The following is a 21,116-nucleotide window of genomic DNA, read 5'->3' as shown; positions in this document are numbered from 1 at the left end:
GCTCCCACAGCCCGCGGCTCGCCGCCTCCAGCAGGCGCTCGCTGATGCCGTGCAGCGCCCACGGGTTGGCGCCCGCCAGGAACTCGCGGTTGACCGGGTCGAGGACGTACTCCTGGGTGAGCTTCTCGTACATCCAGTCCGCGACCACGCCCGTGGTGGCGTCGTAGCCGAACAGGTAGTCGACCGTCGCGGCCATCTCGAAGGCGCCCTTGTAGCCGTGGCGCCGCATCGCCTCGATCCAGCGCGGGTTGACCACCCGGGCGCGGAAGACGCGGGCGGCCTCCTCGGTCAGGGTGCGGGTGCGGACCGTCTCCGGGCGGGTCGAGTCGCCGATGTAGGCGGTCGGGGCCTTGCCGGTGAGGGCGCGCACGGTGGCCACCATGCCGCCGTGGTACTGGAAGTAGTCGTCCGAGTCGGCGATGTCGTGCTCGCGGGTGTCGGTGTTCTTCGCGGCGACGGTGATCCGCTTGTACGCGGTCTCCATCTCCTCGCGCGCCGGTCGCCCGTCCAGGCCGCGGCCGTACGCGTAGCCGCCCCAGACGGTGTAGACCTCGGCGAGGTCGGCGTCGGTGCGCCAGTCGCGGCTGTCGATGAGCTGGAGCAGGCCCGCGCCGTAGGTGCCCGGGCGGGAGCCGAAGACGCGGACGGTGGCCTTGCGCTCGTCGCCGTGCACGGCGAGGTCGGCCTGGACGTGGGCGCGGACGAAGTTGTCGGCCGCGGGCTCCTCCTGGGCGGCGGCCAGGCGCACCGCGTCGTCCAGCAGGGCGACCACGTGCGGGAAGGCGTCCCGGAAGAAGCCGGAGATGCGCAGCGTGACGTCGATGCGCGGGCGGCCGAGTTCGGCGAGCGAGATCGGCTCCAGGCCGGTGACCCGGCGCGAGGCGTCGTCCCAGACCGGGCGGACGCCGAGCAGGGCGAAGGCCTCGGCGATGTCGTCGCCGGCGGTGCGCATCGCGCTGGTGCCCCAGAGCGAGAGCCCGACCGAGGGCGGGTAGGCGCCGTCGTTGTCGGCGGTGTACCGCTCGACCAGCGAGGCGGCGAGCGCCTGGCCGGTCTCCCAGGCGAGCTTGCTGGGGACGGCCTTCGGGTCGACGGAGTAGAAGTTGCGGCCGGTCGGCAGCACGTTGACCAGGCCGCGCAGCGGCGAGCCGGAGGGGCCGGCCGGGACGAAGCCGCCGTGGAGCGCGTGCAGCACGGCGTCCAGTTCGTCGGTGGTGGCGGACAGTCGCGGCACCACCTGGGTGGCGGCGAAGGTCAGCACCTCGCCGACGGCCGCGCGGACGGCCTCCGGCAGTTCGGCGGCGACCTTCTCCACCGCCTCGGGTGCCCAGTCCTCGGCCTCCATCGCCTCGACCAGGGCGCGGGCCTGTGCCTCGGCCGCGTCGGTGGCGCCGAGGGTGAGGGCCGCCTCGTCCAGGCCGAGCGCCTCGCGCAGGCCGGGCAGCGCGCTGACGCCGCCCCAGATCTGCCGGGCGCGCAGGATGGCGAGCACGATGTTGACCCGGTCGGTGCCGGCCGGGGCCTGGCCGAGGACGTGCAGGCCGTCGCGGATCTGGGCGTCCTTGATCTCGCACAGCCAGCCGTCGACGTGCAGCAGGAAGTCGTCGAAGCCGTCGTCCTCGGGGCGCTCGTCCAGGCCGAGGTCGTGGTCCAGCTTGGCGGCCTGGATCAGGGTCCAGATCTGGGCGCGGATCGCGGGCAGCTTGGCCGGGTCCATCGCGGCGATGTTGGAGTGCTCGTCGAGCAGCTGCTCCAGCCGCGCGATGTCGCCGTAGGAGTCGGCGCGGGCCATCGGCGGGACGAGGTGGTCGACCAGGGTGGCGTGGGCGCGGCGCTTGGCCTGGGTGCCCTCGCCCGGGTCGTTGACCAGGAAGGGGTAGATCAGCGGAAGGTCGCCGAGGACGGCGTCCGGGCCGCATTCGGCCGACAGCGCGGCGGTCTTGCCGGGCAGCCACTCCAGGTTGCCGTGCTTGCCGAGGTGGATGACGGCGTGGGCGCCGAAGCCGCCGTCCTCCTGGGCGGCCTCGATCCAGCGGTAGGCGGCCAGGTAGTGGTGGCTCGGCGGGAGGTCCGGGTCGTGGTAGATCGCGACCGGGTTCTCGCCGAAGCCGCGCGGCGGCTGGATGAGCACCAGCAGGTTCCCGGAGCGGATCGCGGCGAGCACGATGTCGCCGTCCGGGTTCTGCGAGCGGTCCACGTACAGCTCGCCGGGGGCCGGGCCCCAGTGCTGCTCGACCTGCTCGCGCAGGGCGCCGGGGAGGGTGGCGTACCAGCGGCGGTAGTCGGCGGCCGGGATGCGGACGGGGTTGCGGGCCAGCTGGTCCTCGGTGAGCCAGTCCTGGTCGTAGCCGCCGGCCGCGATCAGGGCGTGGATCAGGGCGTCGCCCTCGTGGCCGTCCTCCTCGCCGCCGTCGGTGGGGGCGTTGAAGCCGGGCAGGGCGGAGCCGAGGTCCATGCCGTCCGCGCGCAGCCGCTCCAGCAGGCGCATCGCGCTGGCCGGGGTGTCCAGGCCGACGGCGTTGCCGACCCGGGAGTGCTTGGTCGGGTAGGCGGACAGCACCAGCGCGAGGCGGCGCTCGGCGGCCGGGACGTGCCGCAGCCGGGCGTGCTTGACGGCGGTGCCGGCGACGCGGGCGGCGCGCTCCGGGTCGGCGGCGTAGACCGTCAGGCCGTCCTCGTCCAGCTCCTTGAAGGAGAACGGGACGCTGATCAGCCGGCCGTCGAACTCGGGCACGGCGATCTGGGTGGCGGTGTCCAGCGGGGACAGGCCGTCGTCGCTGGCCTCCCACTGGGCGCGCGACCAGGTGAGGCAGAGCGCCTGGAGGATCGGGCGGTCGAGGGCGGCCAGCGCTCCGGCGTCCCAGGCCTCCTCGTCCCCGCCGGCCTGGGCGTCGGCCGGGCGGGTGCCGCCGGCGGCGAGCACGGTGGTGACGATCGCGTCGGCCTCGCCGAGCGCGGCCAGCAGCTCGGGCTCGGCGCCGCGCAGCGAGGCGCAGTAGTAGGCCCTCGCCCGGGCGCCCTGGTCCTCGATCGCCCGGCAGAGGGTCTCCACGAAGGCGGTGTTGCCGCTCATGTGGTGGGCGCGGTAGTAGAGCACCGCGACGGTCGGGCCGCTCTCCGTACGGGCTTCGCGCTCCAGCGGGCCCCAGGCCGGGGCGGAGGCGGGCGGGGCGAAGCCGTGGCCGGTGAGCAGCACGGTGTCGGAGAGGAAGGCGCCGAGCTCGGCCAGGTTGGCCGCGCCGCCGTGGGCCAGGTAGGCGTGCGCCTCGGCGGCGATGCCGGCCGGGACGGTGGAGAGCTCCATCAGCTGGGCGTCGGGGGCCTGTTCACCGGTCAGCACGACCACCGGGCGGGGGCCGGCCAGCAGCGCGTCCAGGCCCTCCTGCCAGGCGCGGCGGCCGCCGAGCAGGCGGACCACGACCAGGTCGGTGCCCTCCAGCAGTGCGGGCAGGTCCTCGGGCGTCAGCCGGGCCGGGTTGCCGAGCCGGTACGGGACCGGTCCGGTCGCGGCCCGGGCGCTGAGCAGGTCGGTGTCGGACGTCGACAGCAGCAGGATCATGCGAAGGCCCTCCCGGCCTCTTCGGTGGCCAGGATGGCCTCGGTGGTGGCCGGGTCGGCCGCGGTGGTGGCCGGTGGAACGGGCGCGGGCATGCGACAGCGCTGGTGCATTTCTGCCTTCCTCGGGGTCCGCGCCCCGGGCCGGTGGAGGACGGCGGGAGTTCCTGGCTCCCGCGGCCGACCGGTCTCCCGGTGAACCGCGGTCACAGTGGCGGGACCGCACCGGGCTTGCACCGGTTTCCTCCCCTGCGCCGTCGCTGGCGTCGGGCGGCCCGCTGGGGACCGCCCGCCAGCATCGTACGGGGTGCGGCTGACCTGGGGGGAGGGGCGGCTTCGCCGGGCCCGGGGCACGGGCTGTCCGCCGCCCGGCGCACGGGCGGGCGCACGGCGCTCACCGGCGCCGGGCGGCCGGTTCGGTGTGCTTCGGCCGTGCCGCCCGGTGAGCCGCCGGTGTGACGCAGCGGACGGAGGCAAGCGATCGGATCATCTGTATGCTCGCCGCCATGCCACCGACACCCGACGCCACCGCGCCGGGCGCCGCCGTGCCCGACCGGGGGCGCGCCGACGCCTGCCCCGGGGCCCTTCGCCTGCACACCGCCGACGACGGCGGCCTCGCCCGGGTCCGACTGCCCGGCGGACTGCTGACGGACCGTCAGGCGCTGGCCCTGGTCGAGGCCGCGGAGGCCCTGGGCGACGGGGAGTTGGAGACCACCTCGCGCGGCAACGTCCAACTCCGCGGCCTGGCCGCGGACTGCGGGGCCGAACTCGCCGACCGGCTGCGCGCCGTCGGACTGCTGCCCTCGGACACCCATGAGCGGGTGCGCAACATCGTCGCCTCGCCGCTGGCCGGGCTGGACGCGGCCGGGAACGCCGATGTGCAGGCCTGGGTGCGGGAACTGGACGCGCGGCTGTGCGCGAGCGACTGGGCGGCCGGGCTCTCCGGCAAGTTCCTGTTCGCGCTGGACGACGGGCGGGGCGACGTCGCCGCGCTCGACGCCGATGTGACATTGATCGCAGCCCCGGACGGCCCGGCGCTGCTGCGGCTCGGGCGGGCCGCCCGCGGGCGGCCGGTCGAGGCCGGGCGGGAGGTGACGGCCGTGCTGGACGCGGCCCGTGCCTTCCTGGACGCGTTGCGCAGCGGGGGCCGCAAGGCCTGGCACCTGCGTGAGGTGCCCGAGCTGCTGCCGCCCGGCACGGTGCCGCTGCCCGCGTTCGCCGGGGCCGCCGCCGTCCCGGTCGGTGTGCTGCCCGCGGCCGGTGCGCTGCCTGCGGTCGGTGTTTTGCCCGCGGTTGGTGCGCTGCCCGGCGGGCTCTCGGTCGGCATGCGCTTCGGGCGGGCCGACGCCGGCCAGTGGCGAGCGCTGGTCGCCGCCTCGACCGGCGAACTGCGGCTGACCCCCTGGCGGGGCGCGGTGCTGCCCGGCGCACCCGCCGATCGGCTGCCCGCACTGGCGGCCGCGGGGTTGCGGACCGAGCCCGGCTCGGCCTGGGAGCGGGCCACCGCCTGCACGGGGTTGCCGGGCTGCGCCAAGTCGCTGGCCGACGTACGGGCCGACGCGGCCCGGGCGTTGGAGCGCGCGGCGTCGGAGGCCGGAGCGTCGGAGGCCGGGGCGTTGGAGGCCGGGGGCGGCGCACTGCCGGTCCACTGGTCGGGCTGCGAGCGGCGCTGCGGCCACCCGGCCGGGCAGTGGGTGGACGTGCTCGCCACGGGGCACGGCTACCGGGTGACGGTGAACGGGCCGGCCACGACCGCGGGCACCCCCGCGGGCGTTCCGGTGGACGTGACGAACGAGGAGATGGCCGAGGCGGTCGCCGAGGCCAGGAGGACCACGAAGTGATCGAGTACGAGAAGGACGGCGCGTCCATCTACCGCCAGTCCTTTGCCACCATCCGTGCGGAGGCCGATCTGGCCGCCCTCCCGGCGGACGTCTCCCAGGTCGCGGTGCGGATGATCCACGCCTGCGGGATGACCGACCTGGTCGAGGACCTGGTGTACTCGCCCGGCGTGGTCGCCTCGGCGCGCGCGGCGCTGCACGCCGGTGCGCCGATCCTGTGCGACGTCAACATGGTGGCGAGCGGGGTGACCCGTAAGCGGCTGCCCGCCGACAACGAGGTGATCTGCACCCTCACCGACCCCTCGGTGCCCGAACTGGCCCGCGCCATGGGCAACACCCGCAGCGCGGCGGCCATGGAGCTGTGGCTGCCCCGGCTGGAGGGCGCGGTGGTCGCCGTGGGCAATGCGCCGACCTCGCTGTTCCGGCTGCTGGAGATGATCGAGGCCGGCGCACCGCGCCCGGCCGCGGTGATCGGCGTGCCGGTCGGCTTCATCGGCGCCGCCGAGTCCAAGCAGGCGCTGGCCGAACACCACTCCGGCCTGGAGCACTTGGTGGTGCGCGGCCGACGCGGCGGCAGCGCGATCGCCGCAGCCGCCATCAACGCGATTGCGAGCGAAGAAGAGTGACGGACCGTCAGATCGCTACCGCCGGGCCCGAGGGCACCGGTCGACTGTACGGCGTCGGGCTCGGCCCGGGCGATCCCTCGCTGGTGACCGTCCGCGCGGCCGAACTCATCGGCAAGGCCGACGTGGTGGCGTACCACAGCGCCCGGCACGGCCGCTCCATCGCGCGCTCGATCGCCGAGCGCTATCTGACGGGTGGTCAGATCGAGGAGAAGCTGGTCTACCCGCTCACCGTGGAGACCACCGACCACCCCGGCGGCTACCGGGGCGCCCTGGACGAGTTCTACGAGGAGGCCGCCGCCCGGCTGGCCGCCCACCTGGACGCCGGGCGCGACGTCGTCGTCCTCGCCGAGGGTGACCCGCTGTTCTACGGCTCCTACCAGCACATGCACAAGCGTCTCGCGCACCGCTACCCGACCGAGGTGGTGCCCGGCGTGACCTCGGTCAGCGCGGCCGCCGCCCGGCTCGGGCAGCCGCTGACCGAGGCCGAGGAGACCCTCACCGTCATCCCCGGCACGCTGCCCGAGGAGGAGCTCACGGCGCGGATCGCCGCCGCCGACTCCGCGGTGATCATGAAGCTGGGCCGCACCTTCCCGGCCGTCCGGCGGGCGCTGGAGCGGGCCGGCCGGCTGGAGGACGCCCAGTACGTGGAGCGCGCCTTCATGGACGGGGAGCGGATCGCCCCGCTCGCCGAGGTCGAGGGGGAGAGCGTCCCCTACTTCTCGGTGGCGGTGCTGCCGAGCAAGGTCGCGCCGCTGGAGCCGGTCGTCCGGCTCGCGGAGGGCGTCGGCAGCGTGACCGTGGTCGGCACCGGGCCGGCCGGGCCGCTCTGGCTCACCGCCGAGGCGCGCGGTGCGCTGGCCGAGGCCACCGACCTGGTCGGCTACACCACCTACCTGGACCGGGTGCCCGAGCGGCCGGGGCAGCGGCGGCACGGTTCGGACAACAAGGTCGAGTCGGAGCGCGCCGAGTTCGCCCTGGACCTCGCCCGGCGCGGGCACCGGGTCTGCGTGGTGTCCTCGGGCGACCCGGGGGTGTTCGCGATGGCCACCGCCGTGCTGGAGGTCGCCTGCGAGGCGGACTACCGGGACGTACCGGTGCGGATCGTCCCCGGGATGACCGCCGCCCACGCGGCCGCCTCCCGCGCGGGCGCCCCGCTCGGGCACGACTACGCGGTGGTGTCGCTCTCGGACCGGCTCAAGCCCTGGGATGTGGTGGCCAAGCGGCTGCGCGCCGCCGCCGAGGCGGACCTGGTGCTGGCGCTGTACAACCCGGGCTCGAAGTCCCGCACCACCCAGGTCGGCCTGACCCGGGACCTGCTGCTGGAGTACCGCGCTCCGGAGACCCCGGTGGTGATGGCCCGCGACGTCGGCGGGCCGACCGAGCGGATCCGGATCGTCCGGCTGGGCGAGCTGGACCCGGCGCTGGTCGACATGCGGACCATCCTGCTGATCGGCTCCTCGCAGACCCGGGCGGTCGAGCGGGGCGGCGGGGTCGAGGTCGTCTGGACGCCTCGGCGGTACCCGGAGGACGTGTAACGGATGACAGATAACAGCTGACAGATAATGAAATCTGTCAGCTGTTATCTGTTCCCTGTTTTCTGTCAGCCGTCAGTCGTCAGCCGTTGGTCGTCAGCGTTTGTCGTTGCTCGTGAGCCGTCGGCCCGTTCCCGCCGCGGCCGTCACCGGGTCGGCTTGGTGATCAGCAGCTCGGTGTTGTGGTCCTCCCCGGCGCCCAGCAGCGCGGAGACCCGGCCGTTGGGGTCGTTGTACGAGAGCTCCCGGTACAGCGCGGCCAGGTTGGTGTCCGAGGTGCTGCCGAAGTCCGTCGCGTACGGCGCGGAGGACTCGATCAGCGTGGTGAACAGCGACAGGGTGCCGTCGCCGTTGTCCGCGATCTCGATGATCCGCCCGTGCTGCGGGTAGTCGATGTGCGAGGCGGTGTTGATCTCCCAGAACGCCCGCTCCGGCACCGCGTGGCCGTGCGCGGTGATCTTGTTCATGTGGGTGTGCCCGTTCACCCAGGCGACCACGTTCGGGTAGCGCTGCAGCAGGGCGACCAACTCGTTGCCGTCGTGCCGCTTCTCGAAGATGTTGCGCGGGTCGGGCAGCAGGTTGCCCATCGAGCCGCTGGTGTGGTGGCTGAACACCAGGATCACGTCGTCGGTGCTGCCACCGTTCACCCGGTTCCCGTTGGTGTCGTACCAGTGCCCGCTGTGGTTCTTCAACTGCTGCTCCAGCCAGCGCAGTTGAGCGGTGCCGAGCGAACCGTCGGCGAATCCGGCCTGGTTGGTGGTGTCCAGGCTGATGCCGAGGACCTTCTCCGAGATCCGGAAGGTGTAGTAGAGCTTGCCGCTGCTCACCATGTCCGAGGTGAAGCCGTGCCCGTACGGGCCGGCGCCGGTGACGGCCGGGTCGAGGTGGGCCTTGGCGAACTGCTTGAGGGTGAACGGGTGGCGGCGCTCGTCCGGGGTGATGCGGCGCACCGCCTCGCCGTTCGCGAGCAGCTTGCCGAGCAGCAGGACGGCGCCCGCCGGGTCGCGCCGCAGCGAGTCCATCAGCTGGGCGGCGGTCGCGTCGTCGCAGCCCTCCAGCTTGAGCCCGCCCGTGTAGAGGTCGTTCAGCAGCCCGAAGTCGGGCAGCGAGCCCTCGATGCTGTCGTCGTGGTTGCCGACGGTGGTGTACCAGGGGGTCTTGAGGCCCGGCGCGTCGAAGGGCCGGCCGGCCGCGGACAGGAAGCCGGGCACCTGCGGGAAGCCCTTCGCCTTGTAGACGTCGGCGTAGGAGAGTTCGGGGTTCCAGAAGGCCGAGTTGCCGGAGTTCTGCACGCCCTCGTAGCGGGTCGGGTCGCCGGTGTTCTGGGCCATCCGCCCGCCGCCCATGACGGTGAGGTACCAGTCCAGCTCGGCCAGCTCGTGGTTGTCGGTGTTGTCACCGGTGGCCATCACCAGGCTGAACGGCATTCCGGTGTAGGGGCCGCCGGCCAGCGAGTTGACCCGCTCGACCAGGGCCGAGACGCCACGGGCGTTCAGGGCCTCCTGCGGCCGGTAGGCGCTGTCGTTGAACTTGGCCAGGAACTCGAAGCGCACCGGGGACTCGGTGTCCACCAGGTGCAGGTCGCTGAACTGGACGAAGCTGGCCAAGCCGGTGCGGCGGTCGTCCCGCCCGCTGCCGGGGGCCGCGAGCTCCCCGCGCACCATCAGCGGCCAACCCGGTCCGGCCGCCAGCCGCTTGTAGGAGCCGGCCCCGGTCGGGGTGGCCACCTGCTCCAGGGTGGTTCCGGTGACGTTGACGGCCCGCGCGGCCGTGGTCGCCAACGCCCGGTCCCGGCCCGCGGCCGTGGCGAGCTGGGCGCCGCCCAGCGACAGGGCCGACCAGGCGGCGGCCACCGAGGTGCCGGTCAGGAACGTACGACGTCTCATACCTGCCACAGAAACCCCCACATACTGGCGGCCCGGCCGGATGCCCCAGTCGCCGGACCACGTCATGAACCCGCTAAATAACGGAGCGACAGATTACTCGCTGGTAGTCGCACGGAGCGAGACCCGTGCGAAGAACAGTTCGAGAACGGCGGGGGCTCCCCGCTCCGGCCCCGGGCCGGGCGCCGTCCTCGGCCGGACGCCCCGGGCCCCGGGCTCCGGGTGGTGGTGCGGATGGGGGAGAATCGGCGGGTGCGACCGAGGTGGTCGGGGCGGGCGTGAACGGAACGCGGAAGCGAGGCGCAGGTGGCCGCAGCGGGAGCCGAGGCGGGAGGCCGGGCCGGCCAGCTGAGGAGCAGCGGTCTGCGGCACGGCTGGACGACGGGTGCCTGCGCGACCGCCGCCACCAAGGCCGCGTACACGGCGCTGCTCACCGGCGAGTTCCCGGACCCGGTGACCATCACCCTCCCCAAGGGCCAGCAGCCGGCCTTCGCCCTCGCGGTCGAGGAGCTTGTCCTCCCCGCCGAGCGGCCCGCCGACGCAGGCCCGGCCTCCGCCGGCGACCCGCCCGCCGACGGCCCGACCTCCGCCGACCGCCCGCCCGCCGCCCCCCAGCGGCCGGTCGCCGCCACGGCCGGAGTGGTCAAGGACGCCGGCGACGACCCCGACGTGACCCACGGCGCCCTGATCCGCGCGACCGTAAGGCTCGGCGAGCCGGGCGCCGGCGTGGTGTTCCGGGCCGGCCCCGGGGTCGGCACCGTCACCAAGGCCGGCCTGCCGCTGGCGGTCGGTGAGCCCGCGATCAACCCGGTGCCCCGGCAGATGATCCGCGAGGCGGTGGCCGAGGTGGCGGCGGCGCACGGCGGTGGCGGGGACGTGGTGGTGGAGATCTCCGTCGACCACGGCGAGGAGATCGCCCGCTCGACCTGGAATCCCCGGCTCGGCATCCTCGGCGGGCTGTCCATCCTCGGCACCACCGGGATCGTCGTCCCCTACTCCTGCTCGGCCTGGATCGACTCGATCCGTCGCGGTGTGGACGTGGCCCGGGCGGCCGGGCGCACCCACGTGGCGGGCTGCACCGGTTCGACCTCGGAGAAGGTCGCGGTCGCGGTGCACGGACTGCCCGAGGACGCCCTGCTGGACATGGGCGACTTCGCCGGGGCCGTCCTCAAGTACCTCAAGCGCCACCCCGTGCCGAGGCTGACCATCGCGGGCGGCTTCGCCAAGCTGTCCAAGCTCGCCCACGGGCACCTCGACCTGCACTCGGCGCGCTCCCAGGTGGACAAGGGCTACCTGGCCGAACTGGCCCGGCAGGGCGGGGCGGACGAGGACCTGGCCGCGGCGGTGGCGGCGGCCAACACCGGCCTGGAGGCGGTGCAGTTGTGCCGGGCGGCCGGGGTGCCGCTGGGGGACCTGGTCGCCGAGGCGGCCCGGGCGACGGCGCTCGGGGTGCTGCGCGGTTCGCCGGTCGCGGTGGACGTCATCTGCATCGACCGCGCCGGCGCCGTCGTCGGCCGGGCGGAGCCGCTCGGCCCCTGAACGGCGCCCGGCCCACAGCGGTTGGCCCCTGAACGGCGCCCAGTTGGCCGCCTCACCCGTACAGCGGAAGCTCAGAACTATCGTGTGGTGATGTGAAGATCCAGGAGTCATACGGGGCGAGAAACGGACAAAAGTGGCGCCGCGCCCATTCTTGATTCTGGTGCCATCTCAACCATGAGATATGGTCTGCCGAGTGACAGGCGACTACCTCACCCGTATCGGCACCCTCATCCGTACCGCGCGCCAGCATCGCGGCTGGTCCCAGGCGCAGCTCGGCGAGGCACTCGGCACCAGCCAGAGCGCGGTCAACCGCATCGAACAGGGCAAGCAGAACGTCAGCCTTGAGATGATCGCGCGCATCGGCGATGCCCTCAACAGCGAGATCGTCTCCCTCGGCTACTCCGGCCCGATGCACCTGCGGGTCACCGGCGGCACCCGTCTCTCCGGCGCGATCGAGGTCCGCAGCAGCAAGAACGCCTGCGTCGCGATCCTCTGCGCCTCGCTGCTGACCACCGGCCGCACCACGATCCGCAGCGTCGCCCGGATCGAGGAGGTCTACCGCATCCTCGAGGTGCTCACCAGCATCGGCGTCAAGAGCCGCTGGCTGAACGACGGCCGCGACCTCGAACTCACCCCGCCGGCCGAGCTCGACCTCGCCGCGATGGACGTCGAGGCGGCCCGCCGCACCCGCAGCGTGCTGATGTTCCTCGGCCCGCTGATGCACCGCGCCCAGCGCTTCGCCATCCCGTACGCGGGCGGCTGCGACCTCGGCACCCGCACCGTCCAGCCGCACCTGACGGCGCTGCGGCGCTTCGGCCTGGAGGTCGCCACCACCGGTGGCGCCTACCACGCCTCGGTCGAGCCGGGTACCCCGCTGGACCGCCCGATCGTGCTGACCGAGCGCGGGGACACCGTCACCGAGAACGCCCTGCTGGCCGCCGCGCGGCACGACGGCGTGAGCGTCATCCGCAACGCCTCGCCCAACTACATGGTCCAGGACCTCTGCTTCTTCCTGGAGAAGCTGGGCGTGAAGATCGAGGGCATCGGCACCACCACCCTCACCGTCCACGGCGTCCCCGAGATCAGCTGTGACGTCGACTACACCCCGGCCGAGGACCCGGTGGAGGCGATGAGCCTGCTCGCCGCCGCCGTCGTCACCTCCTCCGAGCTGACGATCCGCCGGGTGCCGATCGAGTTCCTGGAGATCGAGCTCGCGGTGCTGGAGGGCATGGGCCTCGACTACGACCGGACCCCGGAGTACCGGGCCCACAACGGCCACACCCGGCTCGTCGACCTCACCGTGCGCCCCTCCAAGCTGACCGCGCCGATCGACACCATCCACCCGATGCCGTTCCCCGGCATCAACATCGACAACGTGCCGTTCTTCGCCGCCATCGCCGCGGCCGCGCACGGCACCACGATGATCCACGACTGGGTCTACGACAACCGCGCGATCTACCTCACCGAGCTGACCCGGCTCGGCGCGGACGTCAAGCTGCTCGACCCGCACCGCGTCCTGGTCCAGGGCCCGACCCGCTGGCGCGCCGCCGAGATGATGTGCCCGCCCGCACTGCGCCCGGCCGTGGTCATCCTGCTCGCGATGCTCGCCGCGCAGGGCACCTCGGTGCTGCGCAACGTCTACGTCATCAACCGCGGTTACGAGGACCTCGCCGAGCGCCTCAACTCCATCGGCGCCCAGATCGAGACCTTCCGCGACATCTGACGGACCGTCATCTCCCTGACCGGCCTCAGCTGCTGAGGCCGGTCAGCAGGATCGCCACGTCCAACCCGCTGTTCAGGTACTCCACGAACACCTGGTTGTTCAGCGCCCAGGGCGAGCGCCGCTCCCGGATCAGCCGGACCGCCCCGTCCGGCTCGTGCCCGAGGCCGACCATCGCCTGGGCGACCACCAGGCCCGAGCGGTTGTAGCCCGAGTGGCAGCGCACCAGCGTCCGGCGGCCCCCGCGTACGGCGGCGGCGGTGAGTTCCGCGGCCTCCTGGACGGCGAGCAGCTGACCGGGGGAGAGCGGCCGGTCGGGCACCTCCCGGACGACGTGCTCGACCCCCGGGGCCGGGCCGTGGCCGGGGAGCGTGAAGAGGCTGACGACCAGGTCGAACTGCCGCCCGGCGACGACGGGTTGGAGCTCACCGCCGGGCGGGGTGCAGTAGTGTCCGCCCATCCAGAGCCTGGGGACGATCTCGTTCCAGGGCTCCTGCGGCCCGTGGACGTCGCGGTCCTTCTGGCGGGTCCGCATTCCTGCTCCTTCCGGCCCGGCGACGCGTCGGCCCCATTACGTCTCCTCGCCCGCGTGCGTTCTCGCCCGCGCGTCTTCTCGCCCGTCCGGCTACTCGCCCGTGCTGCCGTCGAGGTGCTCGCGCAGGAGGTCGGCGTGGCCGTTGTGGCGGGCGTACTCCTCGATCATGTGGGTGAGGATCCAGCGCAGCGAGAACACCTCCTCGCCGTAGTGGCCCTGGACGTCCAACGACTCCGCAGCGGCGACAAGTTCCCGCGCGTGTGCGCACTCGCGGCGCCAGATCGCGAAGGCCTCCTCCGGGTCGGCGGTCTCGGCGTCCCACTCGGCGAAGCTGCCGTCGGGGTTCTTCCAGAAGGCCGGAACGGCGTCGTCGGCGAGGACGTTGCGGAACCAACTGCGCTCCACCTCGGCGAGGTGGCGGACCAGGCCGAGGAGGGAGAGCCCGGAGGGTTCCAGTGCCCGGGTGCGGAGTTGTTCGGGGCTCAGCCCGGCGCACTTCATCGCCAGGGTGTCGCGCTGGTGGTCGAGGAAGCTCGCCAGGGTGGCCCGCTCGTCGGCGGTCCGCAGGGTGGTGGTGCGCTGATCAGCGGTCATCGCGCCATCGTGCCGGGCGGTCGGCGGTGCCGCTGACCATTCCACTGGGTGGACGCGTCAGGCCGACCGCTCCAGCCAGCTCACCGCGCCCGCCACGTCCGGTGCCACCGGCAGGCCCGCCGGCACCGGCGGGCGTTCCACCACGACCACGGGCAGCCCGAGTTCACGGGCGGCGGTCAGCTTGGGCGCGGTCGCGGCGCCGCCGCTGTCCTTGGTGACCACCACGTCGATCCGGTGCTCGCGCAGCAGCGCCCGCTCGCCGTCGAGGGTGAACGGGCCGCGGTCCAGCAGCACTTGGAGCGAGGGCGGCAGCGGCGGCTCGGGTGGGTCCACCGAGCGGGCCAGGAAGTGCAGCCCGTCCAGGTCGGCGAAGGCGGCGATGCCCTGGCGGCCGGAGCTGAGGAAGACCCGGCGGCCGAGGCCGGGCAGCAGCTCGGCGGCGGCCGTGAGGGAGGGGACGAGGTGCCAGCGGTCCCCGGCGACGGGCGCGAAACCGGGGCGGCGCAGCACCAGCAGCGGGACGCCGGTGGCGGCGGCCGCGAGCGCGGCGTTGTGCGACATCCCGGCGGCGAACGGGTGGGTGGCGTCGACCACGGCGTCCACCGCCTCGGTCCGCAGCCAGTCGGCCAGCCCTTCCGGGCCGCCGAAGCCGCCGATCCGCACCTCGCCGACGGGCAGCCGGGGCCGGGCGACCCGTCCGGCCAGCGAACTGGTGACCCGCAGGCCCGGCCGGCCGTCCAGTGCGACGGCCAGCGCCCGCCCCTCCGTCGTCCCGCCGAGGACCAGTACGTGGGTCGGTCGGTGGAGGGGCGCGGACGCCCGGTCCGGCCGACTCATGCGCCGCAGGGCTCGTGCGGCCGCTCGCGGTCCGCCGAGTACAGGTGGCTGTCGCGGAACTGCTCGGCGGCGAGGGTGCGGCCGACCAGGATGACGGCGGTGCGCACCACGCCCGCCGCCTTGACCTGCCCGGCGATGTCGGCCAGCGTGCCGCGCAGCACCAGCTCGTCGGGGCGGCTGGCCATCGCGACCACGGCGGCCGGGCAGTCGGCGCCGTAGTGCGGGAGCAACTGCTCGACCACGTCGTCCACGTAGCCGGCGGCCAGGTGCAGCACCAGCAGGGCGCCGCTGCGGCCGAGGGTGGCGAGGTCCTCGCCCTCCGGCATCGGGGTGGCGCGCTTGGCGATCCGGGTGAGGATGACGGTCTGGCCGACGGTCGGCACCGTCAACTCCCGCTTCAACGCGGCCGCGGCGGCGGCGAAGGCGGGAACGCCGGGGACCACCTCGTACGGCACCCCGGCCGCGTCCAGCCGGCGCATCTGCTCGGCGACGGCGGAGAAGACGGAGGGGTCTCCGGAGTGCAGCCGGGCCACGTCCCGGCCGGCCTCGTGCGCGGCGACCAGCTCGGCGACGATCTGGTCCAGGTTGAGCTGGGCGGTGTCGACCAGCCGGGCGCCGGGCGGGCACTCGTCCAGCAGCTCGCGCGGGACGAGGCTGCCGGCGTAGAGGCAGACCTCGGCGCGAGCCAGGAGGCGCTGGCCGCGCAGCGTGATCAGGTCGGCGGCGCCCGGGCCGGCTCCGATGAAGTAGACGGTCACGAGGCTTCCTCCTGGGGGGTGTTGGGCTTGACGGCGGACCACTGGGTGACCGGCATGGCCTGCCGCCACCCGGTGAAACCGCCGACCGGGACGGCGTGGGCGACGGCCAGTTTGACCAACTCCCCGCCGTGGCGCCGGTACCACTCGGTGAGCAGTGCCTCGGACTCCAGCGTCACGGTGTTGGCGACCAGCCGTCCGCCGGGGCGCAGTGCGGCCCAGCAACTGTCCAGCAGACCGGGGGCGGTGAGACCGCCGCCGATGAACACGGCGTCGGGGGCGGGGAGTTCGGCGAGTGCATCGGGGGCGCGGCCGGTCACCACCCGGAGCCGGGGGACGCCCAGCGCGGTGGCGTTGCGGGCGATCCGTTCGGCCCGGACGGGGTCGCGCTCGATGCTGACGGCCTGGCAGTCCCGGTGGGCGCGCAGCCACTCGACGGCGATCGAGCCGGAGCCGCCGCCGACGTCCCAGAGCAGTTCGCCGGGGGAGGGGGCGAGGGTGGCCAGGGTGGCGGCGCGGACGTGCCGCTTGGTGAGCTGGCCGTCGCTCTCGTACGCCTCGTCGGGCAGACCGGGGACGAGCGACCTGCGCGGGCCCTCGCCGAGTTCGACGGCGATCAGGTTCAGCGGGTCGCCGGGCGGGTGCGGCCAGTCGTCGGCGCGACCGTCGAGCTCCCGCTCGCGGGCGTCGTCGCCGAGTTGCTCCAGCACGCGCAGCCGGGCGGTGCCGAAGCCGTGCTCGGTGAGCAGGGCGGCGACGGCGGCGGGGGTGCCGGCGTCGGTGCTGAGCACCAGCAGCCGGCGGCCGGGGTGGAGGGCGAGGGCGAGGGTGGCCGGCGGCCGGCCGACCAGGCTGACCACCTCGGTCGCCTCCAGCGGCCAGCCGAGCCGGGCGCAGGCGTAGGAGACGGAGGAGGGGTGCGGCAGGACGCGCAGCCGCTCGGCTCCGACGGTCTCGGCGAGGGTGCGGCCGATCCCGAAGAACATCGGGTCGCCGCTGGCCAGTACGGCGATGCGGCGCCCGGCGTGCTCGGCGAGCAGCCCCGGGACGGCCGGGCGCAGCGGGGACGGCCAGGCGAGGCGCTCGGCGGGGACGGCGTCGCGGGGGAGCAGCTCCAGCTGCCGGGGGCCGCCGATGACCACCTCGGCGGACTGCAGGGCGGCCCGGGATCCGGCGGCGAGGCCGGGCCAGCCGTCGGCCCCGATCCCGACGACGGTGATCGGAGGGGGCAGCTCGGGCACCGGGTCGCTCCTCGTGGTTCGTTCCTGCTGGCCGGGGCAGCCTACCTGGCGGTCTGCGGGCGGCAGCCCGGTGGGCTGACAGGTTTCAACTTTCAGCGTTCAACTTTCAGATTTCAGATTTCAACATCTGAAATCTGAAATCTGAAAGTTGAACGCTGTCACCTGTTACCTGTCACCTGCCGGCTCTCACCGGTCGGCCCAGTCCCCCGAGGGGATCAGCGCGGGCCGGGCCCGCAACCGTGCCTCGGCCGCCGGTCCGGCGAGGTACACCCAGGCCTCGCACGGTTCGCCCGCCGCCGTCCGGACCACCAGTCGGCGCCGTACGTACAGCCCCGTACCGTCCGCCCGGCACTCCTCCAGCCGGTCCAGGGCCGCGAGCGCCCCGGGGTAAGCGCCAGGGCGTACGGTGACCAGTTCGCCGACGACCCGGCGCCCGGGCGTCGGGTCCGGCACCGCGTACGGGAACCCCGGGCCCTCGTGCAGGGCGGCGCCCTCCAGTACCGCCGGGCGGATCGCGGCGCAGCGTCCGGCCAGGTGGACGGCGTGGTTGCGGCCGCCGCTGCGCAGGGTGCCGTACACGAAGAACGGCAGGGCCGCTTCCGCCGGTGGGGCCTGCTCGGGCGCGGACACGGGTTCGACCTCCTCGCTGGGGGGAGCGCCCACGGTACGTGCAGCCGACCGATCCGTGGAACCCACTGGCGCTCCGGGCCGCCGATGCGCTGTCATATCGGATATTCGGCCAGCACCGTCCTAGGGGGACACACATGACATCGCCCGCCTCCCCGTCACCGGCAGCGACCCCCGGCAGCACCCCGCCCGGTCCCACCGCCGCCGCGCCCGTCACCGCTCCTGCCGCCGCCACCGCCGCAGCCCCCGCGCCCGCCCCCGCCGCCCGGCTCTCCGGCGCGGTCTGGGCGGCCCTCGCCGTGGTCTACGTGGTCTGGGGCTCGACCTACCTCGGGATCCGGATCGTGGTCGAGACGATGCCCTCCTTCTTCTCGGCCGCCGCCCGCTTCCTCACCGCCGGACTGCTGCTGGTCGGCTTCCTGCTGATCCGCCAGGGCCCGGCCGGCCTGCGGGTGAGCCGTCGCCAGCTGGCCTCCGCGGCCCTGGTCGGCCTGCTGCTGCTGACCGGCGGCAACGGCCTGGTGGTGCTCGGCGAGACCTCCGTCCCCTCCGGACTGACCGCCCTGCTGGTCGCCGCGGTGCCGCTCTGGATGGTCGTGCTGACGGCCTTCGGCGGCGGGGAGCGCCCGAAGCGCGCCGAGCTGGCCGGGGTGCTGCTCGGCCTGGTGGGCCTCGGCGTGCTGTCCGCCCCCGCGATCGGCGGCTCGATCGAGCCGCTGGGTGTGGTTCTGATCATCAGCGCCACGCTGTGCTGGGCGGCCGGCTCCTTCGCGAGCAAGAAGATCCCGATGCCGGGCAACGTGCTCGCGGCGAGCGCGTACCAGATGCTGGCCGGCGGCCTCTGCGACCTGCTGGTCGGGCTGGCCCGCGGCGAGCAGCACGGGTTCGACCCGGGGGCCGTCTCCGGCCGGTCCTGGCTGGCCCTCGCCTACCTGGTGCTGTTCGGCTCGCTGCTCGCCTTCACCGCGTACGCCTGGCTGCTGCGCTCGGCCCCGCTGACCCTGGTGGGTACCTACGCGTACGTGAACCCGGTGGTCGCGGTGCTGCTGGGCTGGCTGATCCTGGCCGAGCCGCTGACCGCGCCGACCCTGGTGGGCGGGGCGATCGTGGTGGCCGGGGTCTGTCTGGTGGTGAGCGTCAGCCGGGGTCCGTCGAAGGCCGGTCGGCGCTGATCGGCACCGTGGCCGGGCAGATCGTCCCGACCGGCTGACCCGGACGATCCGCCCGCGCCGGGCTCCGAGCCCGCGTCCGCATCCCGTACAGGCCGGTGCCGCGCCCGCGCGGTCAGAGCGCGGCGGGCGGCTTCCCCGTCCACCAGTTGCCCGGTGCCTCCGGGTCGCGGCTGGTCCAGTACTCGACGATCGCGCTGGTGAACTCGGCGGCCGACAGCGTCCCGTCCCCGTCGAGGTCGAGGTGGCGGAAGGCCTCGTCCGCGTCGTCACGGCAGAGCCCGGCGAAGTGGCCGCGCTGGAACACGAAGAACTCGCCGGCGTCCACGGTGCCGCTGCGGTCGGCGTCGGCGACCGTGAGGAAGGCCTCGGCCAGGGCGCCGAGGATCTCCCGGGCGGCCTGCGGGTCGTCGGCGAGTGCGCCGGTCGAGGCGACGAACTGCTCGCGGGTGATGGCCTCCGTGCCGGCGGGCTTTCCGACGAGGTGGAGGTCGTGCCAGACCGTCAGGTAGGCGCGGACGATCACGGCCTCCGCCTCCGAACCCTCCTGGTGGCCGAGCGAGCGGGCCACCGAGTGGCCCATCAGCACGTGGTCCCGCTCGGTGAGCAGACCGTCCCCGTCGGCGTCGAGGTGGTCGAAACCGTGATTGATCTTCGCGATGAGCAGGTCGTCCGACAATGTGCCCCCTTCGGTGGCCGGCGCTGCGGCTCCACGTCCGCGGCGCGTTGAGCGACGTCACGTCGCCAGCACGCTAACGCCTGGAGCCGCGCTCGCGCAGCAGAACGAAATTCGAACGACGGCGCCCGGGCGGCTGCTCAGCCGTCTGGTGCTCAGCCCCCTGGTGGTCGGCCCAGACGTACGACTCCGGCCGCCGCGCCGCCACCCCTGCCCCGCCACCCCGGCACCCGCCTTCAGTGCGCCGCCGCCAGCAACTCCCGGGTGTACTCGGTGTGCGGCGCCTCGAACAGCCGCTCCCGGTCGGTCGACTCCACCAGCCGCCCCCGGTGCATCACCGCCACCCGGTCGCAGAAGTGCCGCACCACCGCGAGGTCGTGCGAGACGAACAAGAAGGCGACGCCGAGCCGCTCCCGCAGCTCCATCAGCAGGTTGAGCACCTGCGCCTGCACCGACACGTCGAGCGCCGAGACCGGCTCGTCCGCGATGATCAGCCGCGGTTCGGGCGCCAGGGCCCGGGCGATGCCGATCCGCTGCCGCTGCCCGCCGGAGAACTCGTGCGGGTAGCGGTCCAGGTGCCCGGCGGGCAGCCCGACCTGCTCCAGCAGCTCGGCCGCGCGCTCGCGCCGCTGCGCCGGGCCCAGCGGGGTGTGCAGCCGCAGCGGGGTGTCGAGGGTCTGGGCGACGGTGCGGCGCGGGTTGAGCGAGGCGTACGGGTCCTGGAAGACCAGCTGGATCTCCCGGCTGAGCCAGCGGCGCAGCTCCCGGTCCGGTCGGGTGGCGTCCTGGCCGTCGTAGCGGACCCGTCCGCCGGTGGGGCGTTGCAGCCCGGCCAGCACCCGGGAGGTGGTGGACTTGCCGGAGCCGGACTCGCCGACCAGTCCGAGCGTCTCGCCCGGTGCGATCCGCAGGCTCACCCCCTCCACCGCCCGGACCGGCTCGGCCCGGAGCGAGGGCAGGCGCCGCCGCCCGGGGAAGTGCACGGAGAGCTCCTCCACCTCCACCAGCCACCGCCCGGTGCGCCCGGTGCGCCCGGTGCGCCCGGTGCGCCCGGTGCGCCCGAGGCGCTCAGGATGCCCGGGACGCCCGGCCGCCGTCGGCCTGGGCGCGAACTTCCGCGTGGGCGACGGATCGTCGACCGTCGGAAGCGCGCTGCCCGGTACCGAGTCCAGCCGCAACGCCGCGCCCACCAGGGCGCGGGTGTACGGGCGGCGCGGCGCGGCGAGCAGCTCGCCGGTCGGCGCGGACTCGACCTCGGCGCCGTCGCGCAGCACCAGGGTGCGGTCCGTCGTCCCGGCGACCACGCCGAGGTCGTGGCTGACCAGCAGCACCGCCGTGCCATGCTCGCGCTGCAACTCGCCCAGCAGGTCGAGGACCTGGCGCTGGACCCGGGCGTCCAGTGCGGTGGTCGGCTCGTCCGCGACCAGCAGCTTCGGGTCGTTCATCAGCGCCATCGCGATCATCACCCGCTGCCGCATCCCGCCGGAGAACTGGTGCGGGTAGTCGCGCAGCCGGGCGGCGGGGATGCCGACCCGGTCGAGCATCGCGGCGGCCCGTCGGCGGGCCTCGGCCCGCCCGGCCTCCGGATGGTGCAGCCGGTACATCTCGGCGAGTTGGGCGCCGACGCCGTGGAAGGGGCTGAGCGAGGTGAGCGCGTCCTGGAAGACCAGTGCGGCCCGGCCGCCCCGGACGCCGCGCAGTACGGACTCCCCGGCGCCCACCAACTCCGTTCCGTCCAGCCGGATCGAGCCGGTGACGGCGGTGGTCCGCGGGTCGTGCAGGCCGAGCAGGGCCAGTCCGACGGTGGACTTCCCGGAGCCCGACTCGCCGACCAGGCCGAGGACTTCACCCGCCGCGAGGTCGAAGGACAGGCCCCGGACGGCGGTCACCGGGGCACCGCCGCGCGGATCGGCGAACTCGACCGTCAAGTCCCGCACACTGAGCACCGGTTCGGCGTTCACCGGACGACCACCTTGGGATTCGGGAGAC

Annotated in this window: 16 protein-coding genes and 1 riboswitch; of the genes, 6 read left to right on the top strand and 10 right to left on the bottom strand. The window is 74.1% G+C overall.

The features are described from left to right. Positions 1 to 3,559: cobaltochelatase subunit CobN (cobN, locus tag AB0F71_RS26715; protein ID WP_360238856.1), on the bottom strand; the 3,559-nt coding region annotated here is incomplete at its 3' end. Between the two features lie 157 nt (positions 3,560 to 3,716). Beyond that, a riboswitch (cobalamin riboswitch) is annotated at positions 3,717 to 3,802 on the bottom strand. A 259-nt stretch (positions 3,803 to 4,061) separates the two neighbouring features. On the opposite strand from cobN, the gene AB0F71_RS26710 reads away from it, so the two are divergent. From AB0F71_RS26710 to AB0F71_RS26700, 3 genes are read left to right on the top strand one after another with little or no spacing between them, the layout of a single operon-like run. Continuing rightward, entirely contained in the window at positions 4,062 to 5,396 is a 1,335-nt protein-coding gene (locus AB0F71_RS26710) for a hypothetical protein (protein WP_360238854.1), read from the top strand. Further along, positions 5,393 to 6,019 (top strand): precorrin-8X methylmutase, encoded by a 627-nt coding sequence (locus AB0F71_RS26705; protein ID WP_360238852.1) that lies wholly within the window; start codon positions 5,393 to 5,395, stop codon positions 6,017 to 6,019. Before AB0F71_RS26710 ends, AB0F71_RS26705 begins: the two co-directional genes overlap by 4 nt. Beyond that, on the top strand, positions 6,016 to 7,554 hold the full coding sequence (locus tag AB0F71_RS26700; protein ID WP_360238850.1) for a precorrin-2 C(20)-methyltransferase: 1,539 nt from the start codon (positions 6,016 to 6,018) through the stop codon (positions 7,552 to 7,554). The genes AB0F71_RS26705 and AB0F71_RS26700 overlap by 4 nt, the downstream gene beginning before the upstream one ends. Before the next feature lie 143 nt (positions 7,555 to 7,697). On the opposite strand, the gene AB0F71_RS26695 is transcribed toward AB0F71_RS26700, so the two are convergent. Further along, positions 7,698 to 9,437, bottom strand: a complete 1,740-nt coding sequence (locus AB0F71_RS26695) for a TIGR03767 family metallophosphoesterase (protein WP_360238848.1) — start codon at positions 9,435 to 9,437, stop codon at positions 7,698 to 7,700. A 303-nt stretch (positions 9,438 to 9,740) separates the two neighbouring features. On the opposite strand from AB0F71_RS26695, the gene AB0F71_RS26690 reads away from it, so the two are divergent. Then, the gene (locus AB0F71_RS26690) at positions 9,741 to 10,973 is read left to right on the top strand and encodes a cobalt-precorrin-5B (C(1))-methyltransferase (RefSeq protein ID WP_360238846.1); all 1,233 of its coding nucleotides are present in this window, start codon (positions 9,741 to 9,743) and stop codon (positions 10,971 to 10,973) included. Between the two features lie 193 nt (positions 10,974 to 11,166). Continuing rightward, complete coding sequence (locus tag AB0F71_RS26685; RefSeq protein ID WP_360238844.1) at positions 11,167 to 12,696, top strand: UDP-N-acetylglucosamine 1-carboxyvinyltransferase; 1,530 nt, start codon at positions 11,167 to 11,169, stop codon at positions 12,694 to 12,696. A gap of 25 nt (positions 12,697 to 12,721) precedes the next feature. Here the strand turns inward: AB0F71_RS26685 and AB0F71_RS26680 are convergent, their stop codons facing one another. From AB0F71_RS26680 to AB0F71_RS26655, 6 genes are all read right to left on the bottom strand, one after another. Continuing rightward, positions 12,722 to 13,228 (bottom strand): protein phosphatase, encoded by a 507-nt coding sequence (locus tag AB0F71_RS26680; protein WP_360238842.1) that lies wholly within the window; start codon positions 13,226 to 13,228, stop codon positions 12,722 to 12,724. Between the two features lie 90 nt (positions 13,229 to 13,318). Next, entirely contained in the window at positions 13,319 to 13,822 is a 504-nt protein-coding gene (locus tag AB0F71_RS26675; protein WP_360238840.1) for a DinB family protein, read from the bottom strand. 57 nt (positions 13,823 to 13,879) lie between these two features. Continuing rightward, entirely contained in the window at positions 13,880 to 14,659 is a 780-nt protein-coding gene (locus tag AB0F71_RS26670) for a cobalt-precorrin-6A reductase (protein ID WP_360238838.1), read from the bottom strand. Then, a complete protein-coding gene (cobM, locus tag AB0F71_RS26665) occupies positions 14,656 to 15,417 on the bottom strand; it encodes a precorrin-4 C(11)-methyltransferase (RefSeq protein ID WP_360238836.1) in 762 nt (253 codons plus the stop codon). The genes AB0F71_RS26670 and cobM overlap by 4 nt, the downstream gene beginning before the upstream one ends. Continuing rightward, positions 15,414 to 16,646, bottom strand: a complete 1,233-nt coding sequence (gene cbiE / locus AB0F71_RS26660) for a precorrin-6y C5,15-methyltransferase (decarboxylating) subunit CbiE (protein WP_360238880.1) — start codon at positions 16,644 to 16,646, stop codon at positions 15,414 to 15,416. The genes cobM and cbiE overlap by 4 nt, the downstream gene beginning before the upstream one ends. Before the next feature lie 195 nt (positions 16,647 to 16,841). Continuing rightward, entirely contained in the window at positions 16,842 to 17,285 is a 444-nt protein-coding gene (locus tag AB0F71_RS26655; RefSeq protein ID WP_360238834.1) for a gamma-glutamylcyclotransferase family protein, read from the bottom strand. Positions 17,286 to 17,419: 134 nt separating this feature from the next. Here AB0F71_RS26655 and AB0F71_RS26650 point away from each other — a divergent pair, with 134 nt between their 5' ends. Beyond that, positions 17,420 to 18,454 carry an EamA family transporter gene (locus AB0F71_RS26650; RefSeq protein ID WP_360238832.1) on the top strand — a complete coding sequence of 345 codons (1,035 nt, stop codon included), beginning with the start codon at positions 17,420 to 17,422 and terminating at the stop codon, positions 18,452 to 18,454. Positions 18,455 to 18,566: 112 nt separating this feature from the next. On the opposite strand, the gene AB0F71_RS26645 is transcribed toward AB0F71_RS26650, so the two are convergent. Together AB0F71_RS26645 and AB0F71_RS26640 are read right to left on the bottom strand one after the other, a co-directional pair. Then, positions 18,567 to 19,130 (bottom strand): EF-hand domain-containing protein, encoded by a 564-nt coding sequence (locus AB0F71_RS26645; protein ID WP_360238831.1) that lies wholly within the window; start codon positions 19,128 to 19,130, stop codon positions 18,567 to 18,569. A 233-nt stretch (positions 19,131 to 19,363) separates the two neighbouring features. Next, on the bottom strand, positions 19,364 to 21,088 hold the full coding sequence (locus tag AB0F71_RS26640; protein ID WP_360238829.1) for an ABC transporter ATP-binding protein: 1,725 nt from the start codon (positions 21,086 to 21,088) through the stop codon (positions 19,364 to 19,366). Between the last annotated feature and the right edge of the window lie 28 nt (positions 21,089 to 21,116).

The organism is Kitasatospora sp. NPDC028055 (genome assembly GCF_040637885.1).
In the GTDB taxonomy this organism is placed as follows: domain Bacteria; phylum Actinomycetota; class Actinomycetes; order Streptomycetales; family Streptomycetaceae; genus Kitasatospora.
The sequence above is the reverse complement of the archived record's forward strand: the minus strand, read 5'-3'. Positions and strand labels throughout refer to the sequence as shown.